This window comes from Rhodococcus sp. P1Y, assembly GCF_003641205.1.
Taxonomy (GTDB): Bacteria; Actinomycetota; Actinomycetes; order Mycobacteriales; family Mycobacteriaceae; genus Rhodococcoides.
The window spans coordinates 4,727,985-4,749,270 of the sequence record NZ_CP032762.1 but is presented as its reverse complement, the minus strand read 5'-3'; the positions used below and the strand labels follow the sequence as shown (position 1 = coordinate 4,749,270).

General features: G+C 63.2%; 22 protein-coding genes. 13 read left to right on the top strand and 9 right to left on the bottom strand.

What is annotated here, in order from left to right; genetic code table 11:
- Positions 1–171: 171 nt before the first annotated feature.
- The 5 genes from D8W71_RS28055 to D8W71_RS21825 all read left to right on the top strand — a co-directional run bounded on the left by D8W71_RS28055 (position 172) and on the right by D8W71_RS21825 (position 4,832).
- Positions 172–828, top strand: coding sequence for a hypothetical protein (locus tag D8W71_RS28055; RefSeq protein ID WP_236077555.1), 657 nt, complete (start codon positions 172–174; stop codon positions 826–828).
- Entirely contained in the window at positions 825–1,385 is a 561-nt protein-coding gene (locus tag D8W71_RS28050; RefSeq protein ID WP_236077554.1) for a hypothetical protein, read from the top strand. Before D8W71_RS28055 ends, D8W71_RS28050 begins: the two co-directional genes overlap by 4 nt.
- Positions 1,382–2,275 carry a zinc ABC transporter substrate-binding protein AztC gene (gene aztC, locus D8W71_RS21835; protein WP_121116500.1) on the top strand — a complete coding sequence of 298 codons (894 nt, stop codon included), beginning with the start codon at positions 1,382–1,384 and terminating at the stop codon, positions 2,273–2,275. The genes D8W71_RS28050 and aztC overlap by 4 nt, the downstream gene beginning before the upstream one ends.
- A 128-nt stretch (positions 2,276–2,403) precedes the next feature.
- Positions 2,404–3,639: a zinc metallochaperone AztD gene (aztD, locus tag D8W71_RS21830; RefSeq protein WP_121116498.1), complete on the top strand. Its 1,236-nt coding sequence runs from the start codon at positions 2,404–2,406 to the stop codon at positions 3,637–3,639.
- Positions 3,640–3,899: 260 nt separating this feature from the next.
- On the top strand, positions 3,900–4,832 hold the full coding sequence (locus D8W71_RS21825) for an AurF N-oxygenase family protein (RefSeq protein WP_121116496.1): 933 nt from the start codon (positions 3,900–3,902) through the stop codon (positions 4,830–4,832).
- Between the two features lie 8 nt (positions 4,833–4,840).
- Here D8W71_RS21825 and D8W71_RS21820 read toward each other — a convergent pair whose 3' ends face one another.
- A complete protein-coding gene (locus tag D8W71_RS21820) occupies positions 4,841–6,223 on the bottom strand; it encodes an outer membrane protein assembly factor BamB family protein (protein WP_161965488.1) in 1,383 nt (460 codons plus the stop codon).
- Positions 6,220–7,449, bottom strand: a complete 1,230-nt coding sequence (locus D8W71_RS27490; protein ID WP_161965487.1) for a hypothetical protein — start codon at positions 7,447–7,449, stop codon at positions 6,220–6,222. The genes D8W71_RS21820 and D8W71_RS27490 overlap by 4 nt, the downstream gene beginning before the upstream one ends.
- A 96-nt stretch (positions 7,450–7,545) precedes the next feature.
- Between D8W71_RS27490 and D8W71_RS21810 the strand changes: the two genes are divergently transcribed.
- The gene (locus D8W71_RS21810) at positions 7,546–9,141 is read left to right on the top strand and encodes an ABC-F family ATP-binding cassette domain-containing protein (protein ID WP_236077553.1); all 1,596 of its coding nucleotides are present in this window, start codon (positions 7,546–7,548) and stop codon (positions 9,139–9,141) included.
- Positions 9,142–9,193: 52 nt separating this feature from the next.
- Entirely contained in the window at positions 9,194–10,249 is a 1,056-nt protein-coding gene (locus D8W71_RS21805; RefSeq protein WP_121116490.1) for a zinc-dependent alcohol dehydrogenase, read from the top strand.
- On the opposite strand, the gene D8W71_RS21800 is transcribed toward D8W71_RS21805, so the two are convergent.
- Positions 10,237–11,046: an acyl-CoA thioesterase gene (locus D8W71_RS21800; protein WP_121116488.1), complete on the bottom strand. Its 810-nt coding sequence runs from the start codon at positions 11,044–11,046 to the stop codon at positions 10,237–10,239. The two genes, D8W71_RS21805 and D8W71_RS21800, sit on opposite strands and share 13 nt — an antisense overlap.
- A 235-nt stretch (positions 11,047–11,281) precedes the next feature.
- Between D8W71_RS21800 and D8W71_RS21795 the strand changes: the two genes are divergently transcribed.
- Positions 11,282–11,809, top strand: a complete 528-nt coding sequence (locus tag D8W71_RS21795) for a dihydrofolate reductase family protein (RefSeq protein ID WP_121116486.1) — start codon at positions 11,282–11,284, stop codon at positions 11,807–11,809.
- Here D8W71_RS21795 and D8W71_RS21790 read toward each other — a convergent pair.
- On the bottom strand, positions 11,803–13,041 hold the full coding sequence (locus tag D8W71_RS21790; RefSeq protein ID WP_121116484.1) for a TetR/AcrR family transcriptional regulator: 1,239 nt from the start codon (positions 13,039–13,041) through the stop codon (positions 11,803–11,805). The two genes, D8W71_RS21795 and D8W71_RS21790, sit on opposite strands and share 7 nt — an antisense overlap.
- A 218-nt stretch (positions 13,042–13,259) precedes the next feature.
- Between D8W71_RS21790 and D8W71_RS21785 the strand changes: the two genes are divergently transcribed.
- From D8W71_RS21785 to D8W71_RS21775, 3 genes are all read left to right on the top strand, one after another.
- Positions 13,260–13,547: a helix-turn-helix transcriptional regulator gene (locus D8W71_RS21785; RefSeq protein ID WP_328588804.1), complete on the top strand. Its 288-nt coding sequence runs from the start codon at positions 13,260–13,262 to the stop codon at positions 13,545–13,547.
- A 65-nt stretch (positions 13,548–13,612) separates the two neighbouring features.
- Positions 13,613–13,978 carry a hypothetical protein gene (locus tag D8W71_RS21780; protein ID WP_153275411.1) on the top strand — a complete coding sequence of 122 codons (366 nt, stop codon included), beginning with the start codon at positions 13,613–13,615 and terminating at the stop codon, positions 13,976–13,978.
- Between the two features lie 27 nt (positions 13,979–14,005).
- Positions 14,006–14,674 (top strand): DUF998 domain-containing protein, encoded by a 669-nt coding sequence (locus D8W71_RS21775; RefSeq protein WP_236077552.1) that lies wholly within the window; start codon positions 14,006–14,008, stop codon positions 14,672–14,674.
- Between the two features lie 63 nt (positions 14,675–14,737).
- Here D8W71_RS21775 and D8W71_RS21770 read toward each other — a convergent pair whose 3' ends face one another.
- Complete coding sequence (locus D8W71_RS21770) at positions 14,738–15,286, bottom strand: CGNR zinc finger domain-containing protein (protein ID WP_121116476.1); 549 nt, start codon at positions 15,284–15,286, stop codon at positions 14,738–14,740.
- A gap of 38 nt (positions 15,287–15,324) precedes the next feature.
- Here D8W71_RS21770 and D8W71_RS21765 point away from each other — a divergent pair, with 38 nt between their 5' ends.
- Positions 15,325–16,269 carry an EamA family transporter gene (locus tag D8W71_RS21765; protein ID WP_121116474.1) on the top strand — a complete coding sequence of 315 codons (945 nt, stop codon included), beginning with the start codon at positions 15,325–15,327 and terminating at the stop codon, positions 16,267–16,269.
- Positions 16,270–16,319: 50 nt separating this feature from the next.
- Here D8W71_RS21765 and D8W71_RS21760 read toward each other — a convergent pair whose 3' ends face one another.
- The 3 genes from D8W71_RS21760 to D8W71_RS21750 form a co-directional block, all read right to left on the bottom strand.
- A complete protein-coding gene (locus tag D8W71_RS21760) occupies positions 16,320–17,204 on the bottom strand; it encodes a tagatose-bisphosphate aldolase (RefSeq protein WP_121116472.1) in 885 nt (294 codons plus the stop codon).
- Positions 17,205–17,274: 70 nt separating this feature from the next.
- Positions 17,275–18,630, bottom strand: a complete 1,356-nt coding sequence (locus D8W71_RS21755) for an FGGY-family carbohydrate kinase (protein ID WP_121116470.1) — start codon at positions 18,628–18,630, stop codon at positions 17,275–17,277.
- A gap of 16 nt (positions 18,631–18,646) precedes the next feature.
- Entirely contained in the window at positions 18,647–19,645 is a 999-nt protein-coding gene (locus tag D8W71_RS21750; protein ID WP_121116468.1) for a LacI family DNA-binding transcriptional regulator, read from the bottom strand.
- Between the two features lie 73 nt (positions 19,646–19,718).
- Here D8W71_RS21750 and D8W71_RS21745 point away from each other — a divergent pair, with 73 nt between their 5' ends.
- Entirely contained in the window at positions 19,719–20,285 is a 567-nt protein-coding gene (locus D8W71_RS21745; protein ID WP_161965486.1) for an AAA family ATPase, read from the top strand.
- Here the strand turns inward: D8W71_RS21745 and D8W71_RS21740 are convergent.
- The gene (locus D8W71_RS21740; protein WP_121116466.1) at positions 20,278–21,285 is read right to left on the bottom strand and encodes a LacI family DNA-binding transcriptional regulator; all 1,008 of its coding nucleotides are present in this window, start codon (positions 21,283–21,285) and stop codon (positions 20,278–20,280) included. The two genes, D8W71_RS21745 and D8W71_RS21740, sit on opposite strands and share 8 nt — an antisense overlap.
- Position 21,286: the final 1 nt, after the last annotated feature.

Here is a 21,286-nt window from a genome sequence, read left to right as displayed (position 1 = left end):
CTGAGTGACTGAGACGGACATTCGGTCCGGCCAGGTGACCGAATGAGACATTCGGTCCGGCCAAGTGACCGAATGAGACATTCGGTCACCCCCCGGACGGCCAATGTGAGTGAACCTTGAACAATGGTTTAACATTAACGACAATCGTTATCATTCCTGATAGGGGAGTCTGTGTTCGCGCGCAAGAGTGTTCTGACCGTCGGCGTCGTCGCCCTAACCATTGCGGGGTGCAGCAGTGCAGAACAGCCCACGGAGGAACCGTCGACCGGCGCTGCACGCGCGGGCAGTGACCTGGCGGCCGAAGCTGGATCGACCGAGGTCGAGGGGCCCGAGCCCCGACTCGTGATCGCCGACGCCGACTCCGGGCGCATCGAGGTCATCGATGTCGCGACGGAAGAGTCCGTGCACACGTTCGACGGCGAGAACCCGGCCAGTCTCACGACTGTCAACAATCGATACGTGGTCGCCACCGATGACGAGAGTGCGCGTCTGCTGGATCCGGGATCGTGGACCATCGACCACGGCGACCACACTCACTCGTACACCAAAGATCCCGGTGAGATCGGAACGGTGAACGGCGACAAGCCAGTTCACGTCATTGCGGGGGACCGGAAGGTTGCGGTGTTCTTCGATGGCAGCGGTACCGCCGAGGTCGTCGACTTCGATTCCCTCAGCAAGGGTGAATCGACGGTTGCGGCGACGATCGACAGCGAACCGCACCATGGCATCGCGGTGCCCTGGCCGACCACTTCGTCGTCTCGACGGGCGGCACCGAAGAGGACCTCCCGACCGGGCTCGAACTGCGCAACGAGGCAGGCGAAGTCGTGAAAGCACTGGACGGAAGCTGTCCCGAAATGCACGGTGAAGCGGTTTTCTCGAACTACTTCGTCGTCGCATGTGCGGACGGGGTACTGAAAGTCGACTCGGATTTCACTACCGCCAAATTCGCCTACCCGACTGCTGACGTCAGGGCATGGTCGCTCGAACACGGCACCAGGGGATCGCTCGTCACAGCGCCGACTGCCACCGGTGTGCTCGTGCTCGACACCAGGTCAGGGGAGTGGACCTCGGCCCGAACGGCGGACGAGGCACTGGCGTCGGGAATCTCGAGTGACGGGAAGACAGTGTTTTCCATTCAGGCCGACGGCACGTTCCGGGTCTTCGACGCGGTGACCGGGGCAGAACTGTCTTCGACGCCGGTGCTCGGCGCCCGGTGGAAGGACGGCGATCCCGAACCGACGATGCAGGTCGCCGGTACCCGCGCCTACGTCTCCGATCCGGCGGCCGACACCGTCCTCGAAATCGACTACCGCGATTCGGGCCGACTCGCTCGGACCTTCGACATCGGCTTCTCGCCTGCGTCGATCGGCGTGGTGGGATCGTGAAAAAGCTTCTGCTCTTAATCGTCGCCGCGCTTGCTCTGGCCGGCTGTTCCAGCACCGGGAGTTCGGGTAAACCCGTCATCGTCGTGACGACCAACATCCTCGGTGACATCACCTCGAACATCGTCGGGGATCAGGCGGATGTCCTGGTGTTGATGCCCCCGAACTCGGATCCGCACTCGTTCGAGATCTCCGCTTCGGAAGCTGCCCGCGTGGAATCCGCCGACCTGCTGATAGCCAACGGTCTCGGGCTGGAGGAAGGCGTTGCGAAAACCATCGACGCCGCGCGATCGGAGGGTATCGAGGTGATCGAAGCAGGACCGGCGGCTGATCCGATCCAGTACGCGAGTGGGCAGTCGTCCGGCGCCGAGGACCCGCACATCTGGACAGATCCGGAGCGAATGCGCGCCGTCGTCAGTCTCATCCGCGACGCCGTCAACTCGAACGTCGAGGGTGTGAACGTCGACGACGCTGCAGCGGAATACGATTCGCGGCTCGTCGAATCGGACGCCCGAATGTCCGAGCAGTTCGGCGCCATAGCGCCCGAGCAACGGAAGCTGGTGACGAATCATCACGTCTTCGGGTACCTGGCCGATCGGTACGACTTCGAGGTGATCGGTGCGGTAATCCCCAGTGGAACGACGCTCGCATCGCCGAGTGCATCGGACTTGTCCGACCTCGCAAGCACCGTCCGAGGTGCAGGCGTGCGCACGATCTTCGTCGACTCCTCTCAGCCGGATCGGCTCGCACAGGTGATGGCGTCGGAAGCGGGCGTGCAGGTCGAGGTTGTGAAGCTCTTCACCGAATCGCTCGGAGACGAAAACTCCGAAGCCCCTACCTATCTGAAGATGATGGAATTCAACTCGACGGCAATCGCGGCAGGCTTGAGCTGACCTCTCCCCGTGCGCGCGTAGTTACGTCGGGGCGTAACTACGCGCGCACGGGCGCGGAGCGCCACACATGCAACTGTGCGCACTATAGGCTTTGACAATCATTTGCAAAGACCTGTACTTCTTTGTGTATGAAGACCATTCGCTCCTATCGTTCGCTCGGCGCAGTCGTCGCGTTGGGCACCTCGGTTGCACTGCTCGCAGCCTGTTCATCCGAATCCTCGACCGACGCAGCCGCCGACGCGCCTACCGAAACCGCTGCCGCGGAGAGCGTGTCGCAGGCAACTCCCCGGATCGCCACCAGCTACGACGGCGGAGTTCTGATTCTCGATGCCACGACATTGGACACCGTCGAGGACATCACCGGCATCGACGGTTTCACTCGGCTCAACCCGGCCGGCGACGGACGCCACGTGTTCGTGAGCGGATCGGGTGCGTTCACCGCCCTGGACGCTGGAACGTGGACCGAGGGTTCGCAGTACTACACCTCGACGCCCGCGCTGACCGACATCAAGTTCGACGCCACCACTCCCGGTCACGTCGTGCGTCACGACGGTAAGACCGTGTTGTTCGACGACGGTACCGGCAAGGTCGAGGTGTTCGAGTCCGCTGCATTGTTGGAGGGCACCAAGCCCGAAGCCGAGTCCTACACCACCCCGGAAGCTCATCACGGTGTAGCCGTGGAGCTTTCGGACGGATCGCTGCTGACTACCGTCGGTAACGAGGACGAGCGCACCGGCATCGTCGTACTCGACGCCGACCGCAACGAGATCGCTCGAAACGAAGACTGCCCCGGCGTGCACGGTGAGGCCGTCGCCGCGAACGAAACCGTCGTCGTAGGGTGCCAGGATGGCCTGCTCATCTACCGCGACGGCACGATCAGCAAGGTGCAGAGTCCGGATGCCTACGGCCGCATCGGAAACCAGGCCGGCGACGAAAATTCGCCCGTTCTCCTGGGTGACTACAAGACCGATCCCGACGCCGAACTCGAGCGTCCGACGCGCGTCTCGCTCACCGACACGGCGACTGGCGAGCTCACCCTCGTCGACCTCGGCACCAGCTACACGTTTCGCTCGCTCGGGCGTGGACCGAACGGTGAGGCGATCGTGCTCGGCACCGACGGTGCGCTTCATGTGATCGACGTGAACACCAAGGCCGTCACCAAGACCATCCCCGTCGTCGGCGCGTGGGAAGAGCCCGTCAAGTGGCAGGAACCGCGTCCGGCGCTGTTCGTCCAGGACGGCACCGCGTACGTCTCCGAGCCGGCCACGGACTCCGTCCATGCCGTCGACTTGGCGTCCGGAACCATCTCGGCAACGGGGGAGCTCGCGCACACCCCGAACGAGCTGACCGGCGTCACCGGATAGATCAAGCCCAGGCATCAAGCCCGGACGCAGCGACCGTTGCTGCGTCCGGGCTTCGTCGTATGTGCGCACCCTTCCCATCCATGCAGGTTGTGTGTAACTTGGATTACCAGCAACGTAGCTTGTTTTCGCATGGTCGAGCTCGGACCACGTCGAAGCCAAGTATCTGGAGAGAAAGAGGGCGCATGGTTACCGTTAGTCGCAGCAAGAAGCGTCGTCGCACCGTCGTGGATACGAGGCCATCCGTCGAGTCCTATCGAGAGATGCTCGACGTGCTGTCGGAGGGGTCGGTCAGGCGGAACTTCGATCCCTACCTGGACATCGACTGGGACTCGGCCGAGTTCCAGATGACTCCCGACGATCCCAGGTGGGCGCTGCCCGACTACCACCCTCTCGGCGGTACAGCCTGGTATCAGGGCTTACCGGCGGATCGTCGAATCGAGATCGGCCATCATCTGCTGATCAACGCAGTCAAGGTCGGCGCGGCCTTCGAGAGCATCCTTATCCGCGGAATGATGCAGTTCATCATGGCGATGCCGAACAATTCGCTCGAGTTCCGATACTGCCTCCACGAGATCACCGAGGAGTGCAACCACATCCAGATGTTCCAGGAGCTGGTGAACAGGTCGGGCGCCGATGTGCCGGGCATGCGCACCGACTTCCGCCTGGCATCGCCGGTGATGGGGATGCTGGGGGCCTCGCTCCCGCTGATCTTCTTCGTCGGGATCCTGGCTGGGGAGGAGCCGATCGATCACTGGCAGAAGGAAGTCATCCGTCAGGGCAAGGACGTTCCGCCGGCAATGTTGCGCACCATGGAGATTCACATCGCCGAGGAAGCTCGGCACATCTCGTTTGCGCACCACTTCCTTCGTCAGCATTATCCGAACCAGGGCCGGGCGACGAAATGGCTTGTGTCGGTGTCGACGCCGATCATCATGCGCTGGCTCGCCGGAGTGATCATGGCCCCCTCGCGAAAACTCGCGAAAGACCTGGGAATTCCGCGCGAAATAGTCAAAGAGGCTTACTGGGACGGGCCGACTGGGAGTGAGCAATTGCAGTCGTACTTCGGTGACGTCCGCATGCTCGCAGTCGAACTCGGAATGATGAACCGCGCATCACGATACCTGTGGAAGAAGCTCCGCATCGACGGCAGCGTCTCACGGTTTCGTGGGGAGCCAGACCGATCCGTGCGCTGACCGACAAGTCAGGGCAGCGGCTCCAGCTTCACCACTGTGGACCCGGACTGCAGAAGGTACGAGCCACCGCTGCCTTCGACGAAAGTGTCGAGCGAGGAGTCGGCGTCGGGTGCAAGCTTGCCCGGCTCGAGTGTCCACAGGACCGAACCGGTGCGCACATCGACTGCGCCGAGTTCGCTGCCGGACGAGAAGATGACGGTGTCGGCGTCCGTGCCGATGAGCGAACGCGTCTCAGCCGTTCTCCAGAGCTGCTCACCGGTGCGTAGATCGATACCGATGGTGCTGCCGTCGAATCCGAGTAGACCCACGTCGCCGATGACAGCGGTCAGGGTTCCCTGCGTGCGCGGTTCGTTGTATTCGTCACCGGGATAGTCGAATACGAGAAGGTCGTTCTGCCACAGCTGTTCTCCGGTGGTTCGGTCGAAAGCGGCGTCGCCCAACACGACGGGAATCGAGATGTCCGACGGCTGGTCGGTGGACAGGCTGTGCACGGCCGGTCCCTCGCGGCTGGCCAGAACGTCGCCGTCCCGAGTGAATGCGGTTGTCCCGGTGACCTCGCCGGAGGTGCTGCCGCACTCGTACGTCGATGCGATCGCGAGGTCGCCCGCGGTTCGGTACTGAGCTGTCAGACAGTCGTCGAGCACATCCGTCGACCATGTCTCGCGGCCCGTCACCGCGTCGAAGGTCGCGAATCCGCCGCCGAGGTCGAAGTAACCCACCTCGGACCCGACTTTCAGTTGGTCCGCATACTGGTCCTCCCACCCCGCCCACACATAGATCGGCTCACTCCAGTCGGCGTCGAAATCTTCGAGTGTCCCGCGATGCAGAGTGACCTCGGCGCCTTCCAGATCGCCTTCGGCGACGTACAGGCGTTCGTTGGCTACTGTTGCCGCGAAAATTTCTGACGCGGTGTCGAATTCGCGGGACTCGCCGGTCTCGACGTCGAAGGTGACCAGACCAGTTTGCTCGCCGTACGACGGACGGTGGCACACGAGTTGGCCGTCCAAAGGCTGTTCCGAGCATGCGGCCAATCCGGGCGCCGGCGTCAACCATTTCTTGTCACCGGTGTGCGCGTCGAGCCCGATCATGTGTGCGTCCGAGTTGCCGAGATACTCGTCTGGAACCACGGCGAGAGTGATCAGGGTGTCGTCGATGTGGATAGAACCGACGCCCCACGAGTACTCCGAGCCCGTCCGCGGGTCGGCGAACATTGCTCCTTCGACGCCGAGGTCGGAAGGTGTGGTCGACCAGGCGAGACCGGGTGCCGCCGGAGATGCGTCGGTGACCCGCTTGATCGTCGTCGTGCGGTCCTGCGCCAGTACGACTCCCGCAGCGACCACGCTCACCGCGGCGACGCCGGCCGCTATCGTCAGGCGGGCAGTCTGATTCACGGTAGGTCCAATCCGGGAGTCGAGGCAATTCGTTCCAAATCTGTTGGATCCCAGGGCTGTTCGGTCTCGACCGTGACGCCCTTGCCGGAAGGGGTGGTGACCGAGACCGACGTGCCGCCGCCGAACGAACCAGGATTCAACGGAACAGAGTCGGAATCGCCCGCAGCCGGAGCGGGGGTATCGCCGAACGACACCGACAAACGTCCGGCAGCGCTGTCGACGAGTTGGCATAGCCCGCCTGCCCAGGAGCCAGTGGTCAGGGCGCCGAGCGGCGGCGACGGAACCAACGCTCCGGTATCGGCGCGTTGCAAAGCGGTGTTCAGCACTTCGGTCTCGGATGCCGAGTAGAGACGTCCGCTGTCGGTCGCCGCGCCGTACGTGCATTCCGCGACGTTGCCCGGGGTCCCGGCGGGAGGGGCGGGCGTCGTGGCGAGCCCTGGATCGAGGGCGATTCGAGTCGCTTCTTCGAGTGACAAGGGCAGCTCGCTCTGCTGGTCGGCGCCGGAGACGTACACCGTGATCCACGATCCGTCGGTGCGATAGGCCGTGGCAGACCGCTCGTACGTACGGGCGCCGTTCACCTCCCGCCAGGTGTCATCGGTGTCGACGACGGTGCGGTCGGGCAGCGATTTTCGTTCGTCGAGGTTGCCGGCGACACAGGACGGGACGCCGCGGGCGGTCTGTGCGACGCCGACGCTGAAATACCCGGACTTGCCGTCGACCGAGATGTCGGCGTACGCGCTGGTGGAGTCGACCGGGTCCTCCTCGCCCGAGCCCTCGATCATGGGAATCGGTCCGAAGTACGGAACAGTGTTGCGGGAAAACGTTGTGTCCGCAGGTAATGCGGCGACCAAAGCGGCCGACATCAGATGAGCTTTCGGGCCGCTGAACCATGGCGCGACCGGATTGTCGTACAACTCCTCACCGTTCGATGCATACGACGAATACTGAGGCTCGATCGGTTCGTCGACGGTGTCGCACCCCGGAATCGCCGTCGGATACTCGACCTCCGGATAGACCACCACGTACTCCTCGACGGGCGGGAGGGGCTCGGTGGGAGTCGGGGTAACGGGCTGAACCGTCAGCGCGGGTTCCTCCGGTGTTGCGGTGAGGCCTGCGACGACGATGCCGGTTGCCACGATCGAGGTGATGACGAGCGCCGTCATGAGGGTGTTGTGCCGACCCGGCGGTGTGTTGTCGTCGACGTTGCTCGCTTGTGTGGACACCGATTAGTCATACCATTCGTTTTGTTAAGGACGCGCGATTGCCGACCGATAGAGTGAGCCGTCACCACCCGTCACATTCCCAGGAGTTGTATTTCGTTGAGTTGGATTCGCCTGAACGACGTTGCCAAGGGATACGACGGGAAGGTGATGCTGCGCGAGGTGTTCTTCAAGCTCGCCGACGGTGATCGTGTGGGTCTGATCGGCCGAAACGGCACCGGCAAGACAACGCTGCTGCAACTGCTTCTCGGCCGAGAGACGCCTGATTCCGGCACCGTCGACGTCACCGAGGGCGCGCGGATCGGGTACTTCTCGCAGTTCTCGGAACTCGACGGTGGACGCAGCATCCAGGCCGAGCTCGAATCGCTGTTCACTGCTGTCCACGCGATCGAGACCGAACTCGCCGAGGTGGAAGCCGCGCTCGGCGGTGATCTCGACGAGAAGCAGATGTACAAGCTCGTCGACCGCCAGGCCGAACTGCTGGACGCGATGGAGAACAGCGGCGGCTGGACCTATCACCAGCAGATCGACACCGTGCTGTCGATGCTCGGCTTCACCGCAGAACGACGCGAACTCCCCGTCGAGCGGTTGTCCGGCGGTTGGCGGAACCGCGCAGCGTTGGCCAAGATTCTGATCGAATCACCCGACGTTCTGCTGCTCGACGAACCCACCAACTTTCTCGACGTCGCGGGTATCGCATGGCTCGAACGATGGTTGCGCGACTTCCGCGGCGCCCTGCTCGTCGTATCCCACGACCGTGCGTTTCTCGAGCAGGTCGTCACCGGCATCGTCGAGATCGAGAACCACCACCTCCAGAGCTACGACGGTTCCTACTCCGAATACGTTGTGCAGAAGCAGTTCCGGCTCAAGAATCTCGAACGCGAGTTCAGCAACGAACAGCAGCTCCTCGCCTACGAGCAGGAGGCGATCAGCGACCGCAAGGAAGCGGTCAAGAACCCCAGCGGTGTCCTCAAGCGTCGCCTCGCGAACATCAAGAAAAGCAAAAATCCGAGGCCCGTCGATACCGTCGTGACCGCCATCTACGGGGGCCTCAATGTTCCCGATAACCTCGCCGAGGTTACGTCGATCTCGAAAAGCTATGGAGATCAACAACTTTTTCGCGATGTTTCGTTCACCGTTCACCGCGGTGATCGGATTGCGATCACCGGACCGAACGGCTGTGGCAAGACGACTCTGGTGGACATCCTCACCGAGGCCGAGAAACCCGACAGCGGCAAGATCAAGTGGAAGACGAAGGCGCCGTCGTTCATCTACTACAACCGTGTGCTCGCCGATCTGGACCCCGACGACACCGTCACGCACTCGGTCAACGCCATGCCGGACAGTCTTGCGCTGACGGCGACGAAGAAAGAAGTCAATCGCTTTCTGACCCTGCTTCAGTTCTCCGAGATGGACCTCAAGACGAAGATCGGTGTGCTGTCCGGTGGGCAGAAGGCGCGTGTGGCGTTGGCTCAATGCCTGCTGTTCGGAGCAGGCGTCATCGTGCTCGACGAACCGACCAACCACCTCGACCTGCAGAGCACTCAGGTCCTCGAACGCGCCCTCATGGCATTCCCGGGTGCGGTGATTCTGGTGAGTCACGACAGATTCTTCGTCGAGAAGGTGGCGTTCCGGCAGCTGTCGTTCGACGGCAAGGGTGGGGTGGAGGAGATCGCGGGCGTCCAGATGGCCTGAGCGTAGGATGGCGGTGTTCCTAGGTGGAGTGCCTATAAAGAAAGTAGCCGTCATGTCCGTGCTGGAAGCCAATCGTTACATGCGCATCGTCGCCCCCGAACAGGCGGAAACCGTCGAAGAAGCACAGGTGCCGACGCCCGCGGACGACGGTGTAGTCGTCGATATTCGGTACTGCGGCATCTGCGCGACCGACACCCACGGGTACTCCTCGGCGGCCCTCCCGCCTGCGGTGTTCGGTCACGAATGGACCGGAACGGTCACCGCTGTAGGCAGAGATGTCACGACGATTGCTGTCGGTCAGCGTGTTGTCGGCGGCGTCGGTCCCGCTTGTGGTCGCTGCCCTCAGTGCACGGCAGGGCACGCTGCCCAGTGCGATCTCGCGTTCGCCGAGGCCAACGGCATCACTGACGACGCACCTGCACACGGCGGGTTCGGTACCACGTTGTCGGTCTCTGCACGCAGGGTCATCCCCGTTCCCGATGTACTCACCGACGAAGAAGCCGCGCTCGTCGAACCTGCCACGGTGACGTTTCACGCGGTCAAGCGAACTGCGATGACACTCGGATCCACAGTCGTTGTGCAGGGCGCCGGGCCAATAGGGCTGTTGACTGCTCAGCACGCTCGAAATGCGGGCGCCGGACGCGTGATCGTCTCGGAACCGTCACCACACCGCCGCGAGCAGGCCGTGAAACTGGGTTTCACCGATGTGGTCGAACCGGCTGACCTGAACCGTGTTCTCCGCGAGGCCACCAATGGACTCGGTGCCGACGTGCTCTTCGAATGCACCGGCGTCGCAAGCCTTTTACAGCCGTCCGCCGAGTTGGTGCGGCGCGGAGGGATCCTGTCACTTCTCGGATACCCCGGGACCGATTCGCAGGTCAGCTACGGCGACTGGCAGAGCCGGGAGCTGACGGTCATCGGCTCGCTCGCGTACTCGCACGAGGATTTCGTCGGATCGATGACGGCGATCGCCGAGAAGCGAATCGACGTCCTGTCGCTTCACACCGGAACCATCGGACTCGATGGCTTGACTGCGATGTTCGACGAGCTCGACTCCGGGAAAAGCGTCCACGCCAAGGTGCTGGTAGACCCGCGTCAGACCTTGTAGTACACCACCTGATGGCTTGTGGCCAAAAGCTTCTCGTCGCTTCCCCATAGTTCGGCGGACTGGTCGAAGTAGCCCTTGTGGAAGCGACGCGACTGCGCATGGGCGAGGACGTACGAATCGGCCTGCGTTTTCAGATCCTCGGCTGTAGCGAAGTAGTGGATGGTCAGTGAGATCGTGCCTGCGGGAACGTAGGTTCCGAGACGCTGGAAGACCCTCGGGTAGAAGATGTCCGCTATCGAGGTGAGCGAGGCGAAGTCCAATGGCCGGGAGGGTGTGTCGCGAACCCACAGCGTGATGGTCGAGTCCTCGGACTTCTCCTCGCTCAATGCGCCTGCAGCGAAACGCATCTCGTAGTTTCGAGCCCAGGCGATGAACTCCGGGAACCCACCGAGCTCTAGTTCGGAGGGCGCGGGTGCTGCTGGGGCAGTGGCTTCGTCGTCGTCCCACGTTTCGCGACGCTTACCGAACACTGCTGTTGCTGTCGTGGCGATCTCGCCGTTCTGACTGAGCTCGAGATACCAGTGTTGATTGCTGCGGTTCGTACGCACCGCGCGTGTAGTTATTTCGAACTCGCCTTCGGCGACCGGTCCCGCGAAGTTGATGGTCAGAGAAATCGGGTCGCCGAGGCGGTCGGGGTGCCTCTCGATCGCGCGGATGAACGTCGCTGCAGTGAGCCCGCCGAACGGCCCGACCATGTTGTTGTACGGCGCAGACGTCCTACCGATGTAAGTGCCGGGGCTGAGTCTTTCCAGCTCGAGGGCGTCGTCGAACGGGTGTGGGGCGGTGGCGTCGGACATCGGGCTCCTGGGTTGGCGAGCGGTTCTATGCTGCGCGTCATAGTAGCCGAAAGGCGCTTCGCGCCCGTGCGCGCGTAGTGACAGCCGAACGTAATTACCCGCGCACGACCCGGTGAGCAGGTCGTGCGCGCGTAATGACCGCGGGGTGTCACTATTCACGCACCGTCGGCAATCCAACGATGATCTTCGCCCGCTCTCCGAGTCGTACATCATGACGACCTAGGAAAGGATCATCATGGCCAAGCTTCTGTATTCGGCGACCATGTCGCTCGACGGGTTCATCGCGGGCGCCGGCGGTGACATGTCGTGGCTCAGCCAATACGCGAGCGAGGAGAACGACACAGCGGATCGGCTACTGACGCAGGTCGGCGCAATTCTCTGCGGCGCAGTGACGTTCTTCGGCGACGATCCCAATCGTGGGACCGACGCAGAAGGCGCCTTCGGTGGCCAGTACGACGGCCCGGTTGTACTCCTGACACATCGTCCTCCGGACAACCCGATCCCTGGCGTCGAGGTGTCCACCGATCTGCACGACGCCGTGCATCGGGCAAAGAACGCGGCAGGGGAGAACTACGTCAACATCCTCGGCGCCGACGTGGCCCGTCAATGCATCGAGGAACAGCTGCTCGACGAGATTCTCGTCTTCACCGTTCCGATCCTGTTGGGCGACGGAACTCGGTTGTTCGACAAACCTGGTGGGGCCGAAATCCAACTGGAGCCGTTGCCGGACGAGACCGAGGGCTGGTATCGCGTCGTCTACTGAGACAGACCGCGCAGCAATAGGTTTCCGATGAACGTCGCATTCTCCTCGGGGCTGACATTTCGCCGGGTGAAGCATCGCATCAGCAATGTGTTGGTGATTCCGGCCGCGAGGTCGACGGGAGTGCCGATAGGTGCGAGCGTTCCGTTGTCCTGGCCTTGCTGAATGATCGGCCCGATGATGGCAGGGATGTTCAGCTTCTGCTTGACCGACAACAGCCCTTCGGGCTCGCCGTAGGTGTCGTGAGCGACCGCGACGAGAAGTGCATCCATGAACGCATTTTCGTCGGCCGCGAGTTGCGCGCAGCGAAGCAGAAAGTTGTTCATGATCGTGAGCTCGTCCAGACCGATGAGCAGGTCGTCGGCAACGCTCTCTCGTAACGCGTCGACCCTCGATTGCAGCGCGGCGACGAGGATGTGAGGCTTGGTCGGAAACAGCCTTTTCATCGCGTCGCGAGGAACGCCTGCGTCGTCGGCAATATCGTCCAGACGTGTCATGAAGTAACCCCGCTTGCCGAATTCGGTGCGGGCTGCAGCGATGATGGCTGCACGAGGGTCTCGGGGAACCGCCCTCGGCGCCGATCCTTCGATCGGCTCGACCATGTCGTCGAGGTGCTCGTGGCCGCCCGAGGTGTCGACCGTAGAACTCAGAAGAGCAAGGATCGCGTCGGACACGACGTCGGCGGTGACTGCAGCTGGGTCGGCGCTGCTGCGGATGCGGAAGCCGTCGAGCAGGGCGACGACGGACATCGCGAGCGTGCGGGTGGTGAACGGTCGCCGCAGGGCGGCATCACTTCTCTCGAACAGGGCCTCGAACACTGCGAGCACCAAGGCGTCCCGTCGCGCGTAGTTGCTCTTGATCGCGTAGGTATTGCCGAAGACGCGGGCCAGGGAGTCGGTGGCCGTGATCGCCTCGTCGGTGAGGTTCGCGAACGAGTCCGCGACCAGCGAAATGACCGTAGGGCGCAGGTTGCCCTCGTTTGCCTTCATTCGGGCTAGGACGTCGTCCCTGACGGTGTCGACCGAACTACGTTCCGCTTCGGTGAGCTTGGCGACGACGGCTTCGATGAACTCCGATTTGGTGCTGAACTTTCGGAAGAAGGTGGCTTGCGACGCGTTCGCCTGATTGACGATGTCCTCGCTGCGAAGTCCGCGTTCGAGTACCTGCCGGGGCTGCTGGATGAGGGCGCGAACACCCGCATCGACGAACAGGACTCGTGTTGCGTCCTCGGCCAACGTCTACCCCCTGATGCCCGTATCGACCCCTGTGAATCGTCACTGTACGACATGTTCGTGCAGTTCCCAGCGTCGATGAGAGTGGTTGCTGTCACTCGAGCGTCGATGCACTCACTACTCGGAGTGACCCGTCGGCCACGCTGGGATTGCATGGTGACTGCCCGCGCACTCGCGTCACCGTCGAAGGACGGATGTCGCCCGGACAAAAGGACATCGCTATGAGCGTCGCCACCTCCCTCACCGGATTCAGTTCTTCCTTCACCTGGACGCCCCGCCGCACCGACCCCGGCCTCAGCGCGCGAGAGGTGGAAGTACTTCTTGCGTGGATCACGAACGACCACAAGACGGCGGTATCCGAGGCTCTTTTCATTGCGCCAGGCACCGTCAATACGCACCTCAGCCGGATTCGCGCTAAATACTCGGGTGTGGGTCGGCCCGCGTCGACCAAGGCCGCGTTGCTGGCGCGAGCCGTTCAGGATGGACTGATCGGACTCGACGAGCTATGACGTCGTCGTAGGTCCGCATGGTCGATCCCGATATCACGCAGCCGGACCCGAGATGGTCGACGTTCATGACCTCTCCGATCCCGCCGTATCTCTCGGTGTGCGAGATCGTGGTCGCGCGCTGCACGTGCTCGGCGGACGTCGATGGCAAGCGCCTGCGCCAGGCGGTTGCCGATGCCATGTGGGAACGTCTGCAAGAACTGACGTACAACCGAACGGACGTGGCTTGGGCGGGTCTTGCTGACCTGCGGACCGTGCCCGACCCGAATCATCGACACCTGACTGCCTACCTCAGCACCCACGGCGCGGTCGGACTCGCACTCATCGACAAGCTTCGCTCGTATCTGCTGTACGTGCTTCCCCGATTACTCGTGGATGCGGTGGAGCGAGGCATGTTCGACGTGTGTGACGTGCGCGCCGCTCGGGAGCCGTGAGTCGAACTTTCGGGCACAGTGGAAGCGGTGACGCTCGATACCCACCGCATTCTCAGGCCTGCTTCGTTCGGGGCACTGTCCATCGTCCTCGGCGCATTCGTCGTTCTCGCACTCGATCTGCACACCGCGTCCAGTAACGCGGCACACCTGCGGCGGACGATCAGCGAATACGGGCTCGGTGCGCAGCAGTGGGTGTTCACCGCAGGGGTTCTGGCCCTTGCCCTAGGATCGGCGGCGACTCTCGTCTCGGCGATTCGGTTCTCCCTTATGCCCGCGACGTCTGTCGCCGCTATCGCGCTGACGCTGTGGACGGTTGGGCTCGTTGCTGTCGTGGCAGTGCCCAAGCAGGACTGGAGCAACGACGCCACGCTCGGGATCGGGGGAGCGATCCACCGGCTCGGCGCAGCCGTGGCGTTCGTGAGTATTCCGATCGCCGTGCTGGCGTTCGCGATTCCCTGGCTTCGGGATACCCGGTGGAAGACCTGGGCACGGGTGACGGCGTCGTTGGCGGCGCTGTCGGTGGCCACTTTGTCGCCGATCGTCTACGCATTGGTGATCGGCCTGACGACCTCCACGCCGTGGTATCGCGTCGTCACGCTCGGCTACGTCGAACGAATCCTGGTGGTTGCCGAAGTGGCGGCGCTGATCTCGCTGGCGCTGTGGGTGCGTGCCGCTGCGCGGCCCGTGCGCGCGTAGTGACACCCGGAGGTAATTACGCGCGCACGAGGGTCGTGCGTGGGTAGCTACGTTCGGCGGTACTTATTCACGCACGGGCGGCGAAGCCGCGTTCCGAGATCGGTACGCCGCCACCGCGGTTCGATTTCCGCACGCAGTACTGCAGAACTTGCGGGAACGATTGCGTGAGAGATCGAGAACGATGCCGTCGCAGTCTGCGGCGCAGAGGTCGAGGCGTGAGAGTTCGTCGGCTCGGATGACGTCGATCATCGCCATCGCAGTTTCGACTGCGATTCGCTGCGCAAGCGGGCTGTCGTCGCTGACGGCATGAAGATGCCAGTCCATGTCGCCGTGACGTACAAGGCGCGGCAGGGCGTCGGCGCCGGCCAGGATCTCGTTGACGAGTTCCACCGCGGCGTCGCGGTCGCTTGTGAGCAACAGGCGAAGCGAGGGTCGTAGATCCCGCACTGCATCGAGTTCGGCCTGGTCACCGTCGAACCGTCCGGTGTAGCCCTGCTCGATGAAGAACGCCGACAGCTGTTCGCGGCTGGTCAACGTATCGGGTTCCTCGGCCGAGTTCACCAGAGCGACGGCAGAGGCGAGCGCGCTTTCCGTGTCATGAGTGAAAACCATGTTGACACCTTACAGCGCTCTGTTTATCGTAATGACCCATGACCGCGTTGACTGATGACATCACCGCCTCCCCGCCGTCCCGGATCGCGTCGGGACTCGGCCTCGCCGTCGCGTCGTCGGCGGCATTCGGGCTGTCGGGGCCATTGGCAAAAAGCCTGCTCGACGCCGGGTGGTCGGCGGGGGCTGCGGTCACGGGCAGGATTCTCATTGCCGCGGCAGTTCTTCTGATACCTGGTGCGTTGGCGCTGCGCGGACGCTGGATCCTGCTGAAGCGCAATGCCGGAATCATTCTCGCGTACGGTGCCATCGCGGTCGCCGGATGTCAGTTGGCGTTCTTCAATGCTGTCGGATACATGCCGGTCGGTGTCGCCATCCTCATCGAATTCACGTCCCCGGTCGCGGTGATCGGGTGGATGTGGTTGCGCCACAAGCAGCGACCCACTCGCAAAACGGTTGGGGGTACCGCTCTGGCGGCAGTCGGGTTGGTTCTCGTCCTCGATCTGGTCGCAGGCGCATCCATCGATCCGATCGGGGTGCTGTGGGCACTCGGCGCGATGGCCGGCGCCGCGGTGTACTGGATCATGTCCGCGGACGAGGGCAATGGGCTGCCTCCACTTACCCTCGCCGCGGCCGGGTTGCTCTGCGGCGGAGCTATTTTGCTGCTGGCGGGCGTGGTCGGGATCGTTCCGTTCGTCGCCAACGCCGACGACGTGCTGCTCGCGGGTCTGACGATGCCGTGGTGGCTGTCCATCCTCGGGCTCGGTGTGGTGACCGCGGCGCTGGCCTACGTCTGCGGCATCGCGGCGATCAGACGCCTCGGTTCGCGCCTCGCCTCGTTCGTCGGACTGACCGAAGTGGTGTCGGCCCTCCTCTTCGCGTGGCTACTCCTCGGCGAAACGCCCCGGCTGATCCAGGTGGCCGGCGGGGCGCTTATTCTCGGTGGAGTGATCTTCGTGAAGCTGGGTGAGCCGAAGACCGTCTGAACACGAGGCCGAGCCCGGCGGGAACTGTGGGCTCGGCCCTGGGGGCAGCGTCAGGAATTGACCGCTACCGCAAGTTCTTTCAGCCGGGGCAATGCCCGGTTGGTGAGAAGATCTTCACGGGTCTCGGCGGAGACAGCCATGCTGTCCTTCCACAGTGAGCGACCCGCCATCGCGCCGCTCGCACCGTTGGCCACGGCGGTGCGGACCTGCTCGATGAACGTCTCGTGGTCGACGCCCGCGGACAGCACTGCCCACGGAACGCCCTGTGCCGCTCCGGTGACGGCCGTGCAGGCTTCCGCCGAACCCGGGTACGGGAGCTTGAGAACCTTGGCGCCGCACTCGACCGAGATACGAGCCGAGTCTGCAATCAGCTTGCCGAAACCAGCTTTGTAGTCCTCGTCGGACTCGCCGTCGAGCTTGTAGGTCAGAATCTCGACGATGAGAAGCAAACCCTCCGACGAGCATGCCTTGACGATTTCGCGGATCTCCTCGGCCACGCGAGAATCTGCGCCCTGCTTGTCCGGGCGCATGTAGAAGAGCATCTTTGCGACGTCGCCACCGAGGTCACGTACCACGCGGGGAGTCACGCCGTCGACGTAGCGGGTGTAGCGCAGGCCGCCGGTCTCTTCGAAGCCTGACGCATCCATGCCGACGACGAGCGCTGTGTTCCGCGAGAGGGTGGCGTCGTCGACGATCTTCGGCAGCGCGACTTCAGGGTCGAGCAGGATTGCAGGCGCGTAGTTGCCGAGATAGCGAACCAGGTCGGCCTTGGCGTCGGCGAGCTGCTCGAACGTGACCGAGCCCGGTCCGTCCGGCGCGTCGGTCATGACTGCCTTCATGCCGTTGCGCTGATCGCCCGCGACGATGAGCATGTTGCCTTCGGGCGTGGAGATGGAGGCCATTCCGCGGCGTTCGAGGGTGGTGAGCTCGTTCATGATCTTCTCCTGTTGTTGTAATGGATTCCAACGCACGAAGACAACGTTGTCTCAGTGCAGAAATGTGGGCTCATATCTCGATGAGCGTGAGCAGTCGCGCAGCGAAGAGCGCTGCGCCGAATGCAGTGTCCTGAGACCTGGTCGACACGCTGACGTCCGGCAGTACCTCGGACCGTGCGTCTCGAACGCTCGTCATCCCGGCCCAACCGCCGGTGAGCAGCGTGCTCCGAGCGGCGGGCACCTCGGCGTCGAGAGCCTCGATCAGCCGGGCGATTTCGTCGTTTCCGTGCAGGAGAATCGCACGGAACAGCTCCGCCGAATCCACCCCGTCGGTCCGCAGTGTGATGGACAGAACGCCGTCGTCGTTGCGGGCACCGTGAATCTCGATGCCGCCCTCACTGACCGAACCGTCCGAACCGAGCGCCGAGACGCGTCGGTCGAGCAAGTCGCGTCCGGTTCGATCACTGATGTCGCAGAGCTGCAACGCTCTTCGCATCAACAGGCCGGTTTTCACCCCGGCCACGAGGACGTGCTGCCCTGGAACCACGTGTCTCACGGAATTGATCAGATGATCTGCCAAACGAGTGCGTGCAGCGGGGGAGAGCGGTTCGTCGAGAACTCGAAGCAGGACTTCCGCAGTTCCCATCGACACGTGATAGCGGTCGTGTCCGATCGCTCCACCGGACACTGCGGAGACCAGATGATCGTGACCTGCGACGGTGAGGCGGGCACCGGCTATTGCGTCGGGAAGCGTGGGGGAGTAGGCAGTTCCGAGATCGGTTCCTGCGTCCGTCAGCGGTGGCAGAAATTCTGCGCCGACGCCCAGATAGGCGAGCATCTCCGCCCACGGCTCTCCGGTGTCCTGATCGAGAAGGCCGGTGCGTGAGCTCAGTGAATAGTCCGCGACTGCCCGGCCGCCGAGTGAGAGGACCACGAACTCCGGCAGGTTGAACCACCGTAGTCCGGTCAGGTCGAGTCCGTTGTCGCGTAGGTGCAGGATCTTGACGACGGACACCTGAACTCCGACGGGAAGTCCGGTTCGGCCGGCGAACTCGTCACGCAGATGCAGAGGGAGGGCGTCGACCTGCCGCTGACCCCGAGGATCGAACCAGGCAAAGGCGGGCACCGAGACAACGTTGTCTTGCTGTAGAAGGAATCCCGTTTCACCCATGCCCGAGACGGCTATGGCGGAGATGCGCGCCGCGGAATCACCTGTTTCCTCGGGCAATCGGCGCGCTACGGCGTCGAACAGGTCCTCGATCGTCGCGAGCAGATCCGCAGCCGCGAGGTCGGTGGTCCCGCCCGGGCCGTGACGCCACGGCGTCGGGCGTTGCTCGATGAGCAGTTCGGCGCCGGTCTCGTCGGTCACGAGTATTTTGACGCCGGTGCTCCCGAGGTCAAGTCCCGCAACAAGTCTGGAATTCACGGACGTGGTCTCTTTTCTAGGGAGTCGGGGGGAGTGCGTGAGAGAGTCGTTCCTTCAGAACTGTCGGCGCGATCTGTTCCTCCGGTTCGAGGTACGGGTCCTCGAACCGCCGGACGAGCCGGTCGAAGGCAAGATTGCCGATGCGGTACGGATCTTGGTCGATGCACGTCACGGCCGGATTCACGGCGTCGGCCAGGGAGAAATTGCCGAACGACACCATCGCGACTTCGGTGCGGCCGATGGCGTGCAGGACCGAGACGACGGCGGTCGCGTGCCTGGCATTGGCGACGAACAGAGCAGTGGGAGGACGTTTGGCGGCCAACAACTTCTCGATCACAGCCCGCACTGCACCGACGGAGTGGGAGACCTGCGGCACGAAGGACGCGGTCGACTTCACCCCGTTGTCTTTCAGAACGTCGAGGTATGCCTCGCGTCTGCGTCGTGCAGTCTGTAGCCGGTCGTCGAACCCGATGAGCGCGATCGAGGTGTGGCCCGACTCGACGAGTTTCTCCACCGCTTGTCGGGCGGCGCCGTAATCGTCGACGATCACCGAGTCGAAACCGGTGATCGAACGGTCGATGGTGACGGTCGGCAACGTTCGACGCCGCGGTACGAGGAAGTCGCTGTGATCGCCCACCGGCGCCAGAATGATTCCGCGGACGTGCTGGCCGGCGAGCAATGCCAGCTGGTCCCGTTCGCGCTGCGGATCGAAGCCGGTGCTACCCACGATGACGGCTAGGCCGTGTTCGAGTGCGCGGTCCTCGACTGCGCTGACCAGCGACGCGAAGAACACGTCGTCGATGGAGTCGACAACGATGCCGATCGTGTTGCCCGACCCGGACTTGAGCGACCGAGCCGCGGAATTGGGCACGTAATTCAGCGTCTGCACCGCAGCTTCGACGCGCTCGCGTAATTCGGGGAGAACGGTGTCCACCCCGTTGACGACGCGGGAGACCGTCTTGAAGCTGACGCCTGCCAATGCGGCGACGTCTTTGATGCTTGCACGCTCGGTCACGGGAACTCTCGATTGGATCGGTTCGATGGCGAACTGTGGTGGTGAGACAACGTTGTCTTGTATGATTCACACTATGACTCGTTCCTGTCAAGGCGCTCCCGAAAATGATCGAGAAGTCAGGCCCGTGCTCATCGTGGCGGGGGCTGCCGGCAGTGGCAAAACGACGCTCGGAAAGCAACTGGCACAGATATTTTCGGTCGCACTACTGGACCTCGACTCCCTGACCAATCCGCTGCTGGATCGACTCGATCCGTTGATCGACGGTCCGCACTGGAACAGTGCGGGTCCGCACTCGGAGGCGATCAGAGAAGGCCGTTACGGCGTACTCCGTTCGGCTGCAGCAGATTTGGTCAGCCTGGGACAGCGGCCGGTGCTTGTCGCGCCGTTCACTCGTGAACTTACGGCAGGACCGGAATGGGACGAGCTGACGCGTGGTCTGGCGCCCGCTCAGACTCTCGTGGTCTACGTCGACGGCTCGCCCGAGCTTCTCGCGAGTAGGCGTGCCCAGCGGCAAGCGTCGCGCGATCTGCACCGGCCTATCGACGTGCCTGTACCGCGCCCGAAGGTTCCACACGTGCGCGTCGATGCGTCCTTGTCGACGGACACGCAGGTCGAATGCGTGCTTTCGCAGCTCAGGTAATAGTGTAATCGCTTTTGGGCGAGCATGATTCGCGTACGACAAGTTCGACGCCAAGGATATTGCGTCGCCGATAGCGTTTGGAAGGATACTCGATGCGTCCGAGCAGTCTTTCGATCGCGAGCCGTCCGAGCTCGGCGGGATTCTGATCGATCACTGTCACCGGGGGCCGCACAGCGTCGGCGAGCGGAAAATCACCGAATCCGACGAACGCCAGGTGCAAGAGGTTCATCTGCTGCAGTACCGGTACGCACGCCATCGACACGCGGGCGTTCGATAGGAACAGCGCTGTCGGCGGAGTCCCGAGCGCCATCAGCTCAGCCAATGCCGAGCCGGCGTCGTCGCGATTCTGCACGCCGAGCGCCACCAGGGCGTCGTCGAACGCGATGCCGCGAGAAGCCAGCGCTTCTCGGTAGCCGTCCAATCGGTTCCGGCTCGTGGGAATGCCTGCGCTGTCGCCGATGATCGCGATACGCGTGTGCCCCAGATCGAGAAGATGAGCGACCGCGAGCACAGCTCCACCATGATCGTCGTCGACGAAGCTGTCGGTTTTGAGGCCGTCCGGTGCGCGGTCGACGAACACCGTCGGTGTTCTGTCGATCCACCGTTCCAGATACCCGTGATCGTTCCCGGTCGGGGCGATGATCAGGCCGCTCAGCTGCCTGCGCAACAGTGACTCGACCAGCGCCTGTTCCTGGCTGCCGTCGTGGCCGAGGCTGGTCACGAGGACGGCCATGCCGTCGACCCGCGCTCGGTCCTCGACCGCTCGCGCGATGGAAGAGAAGAACGGATCGTCGATATCGGGCACGGCGACGCCGACCGCAGCGGACTGTCCGGTGCGGAACGACGTCGCCATCGTGTTCGGAACGTAGTTGAGCGACTCGAGGGCATCGGTGACGCGCGCGCGAGTATCCGGATCCACGTGCGGATCGTTGTTGTACACACGTGAGACGGTCTTCGCGCTGACCTTGGCCAGGGCGGCGACATCCTGCATGGTGGTCATG

Excerpts from the sequence above, each read along its gene's own strand:
- aztD (WP_121116498.1), top strand. The coding sequence starts at position 2,404 with ATGAAGACCATTCGCTCCTATCGTTCGCTCGGCGCAGTCGTCGCGTTG.
- D8W71_RS21825 (WP_121116496.1), top strand. The coding sequence starts at position 3,900 with ATGCTCGACGTGCTGTCGGAGGGGTCGGTCAGGCGGAACTTCGATCCC.
- D8W71_RS21805 (WP_121116490.1), top strand. The coding sequence starts at position 9,194 with ATGTCCGTGCTGGAAGCCAATCGTTACATGCGCATCGTCGCCCCCGAA.
- D8W71_RS21800 (WP_121116488.1), bottom strand. The coding sequence starts at position 11,046 with ATGTCCGACGCCACCGCCCCACACCCGTTCGACGACGCCCTCGAGCTG.
- D8W71_RS21795 (WP_121116486.1), top strand. The coding sequence starts at position 11,282 with ATGGCCAAGCTTCTGTATTCGGCGACCATGTCGCTCGACGGGTTCATC.
- D8W71_RS21785 (WP_328588804.1), top strand. The coding sequence starts at position 13,260 with ATGAGCGTCGCCACCTCCCTCACCGGATTCAGTTCTTCCTTCACCTGG.
- D8W71_RS21780 (WP_153275411.1), top strand. The coding sequence starts at position 13,613 with ATGACCTCTCCGATCCCGCCGTATCTCTCGGTGTGCGAGATCGTGGTC.
- D8W71_RS21770 (WP_121116476.1), bottom strand. The coding sequence starts at position 15,286 with ATGGTTTTCACTCATGACACGGAAAGCGCGCTCGCCTCTGCCGTCGCT.
- D8W71_RS21765 (WP_121116474.1), top strand. The coding sequence starts at position 15,325 with ATGACCGCGTTGACTGATGACATCACCGCCTCCCCGCCGTCCCGGATC.
- D8W71_RS21760 (WP_121116472.1), bottom strand. The coding sequence starts at position 17,204 with ATGAACGAGCTCACCACCCTCGAACGCCGCGGAATGGCCTCCATCTCC.
- D8W71_RS21745 (WP_161965486.1), top strand. The coding sequence starts at position 19,719 with ATGACTCGTTCCTGTCAAGGCGCTCCCGAAAATGATCGAGAAGTCAGG.
- D8W71_RS21740 (WP_121116466.1), bottom strand. The coding sequence starts at position 21,285 with ATGACCACCATGCAGGATGTCGCCGCCCTGGCCAAGGTCAGCGCGAAG.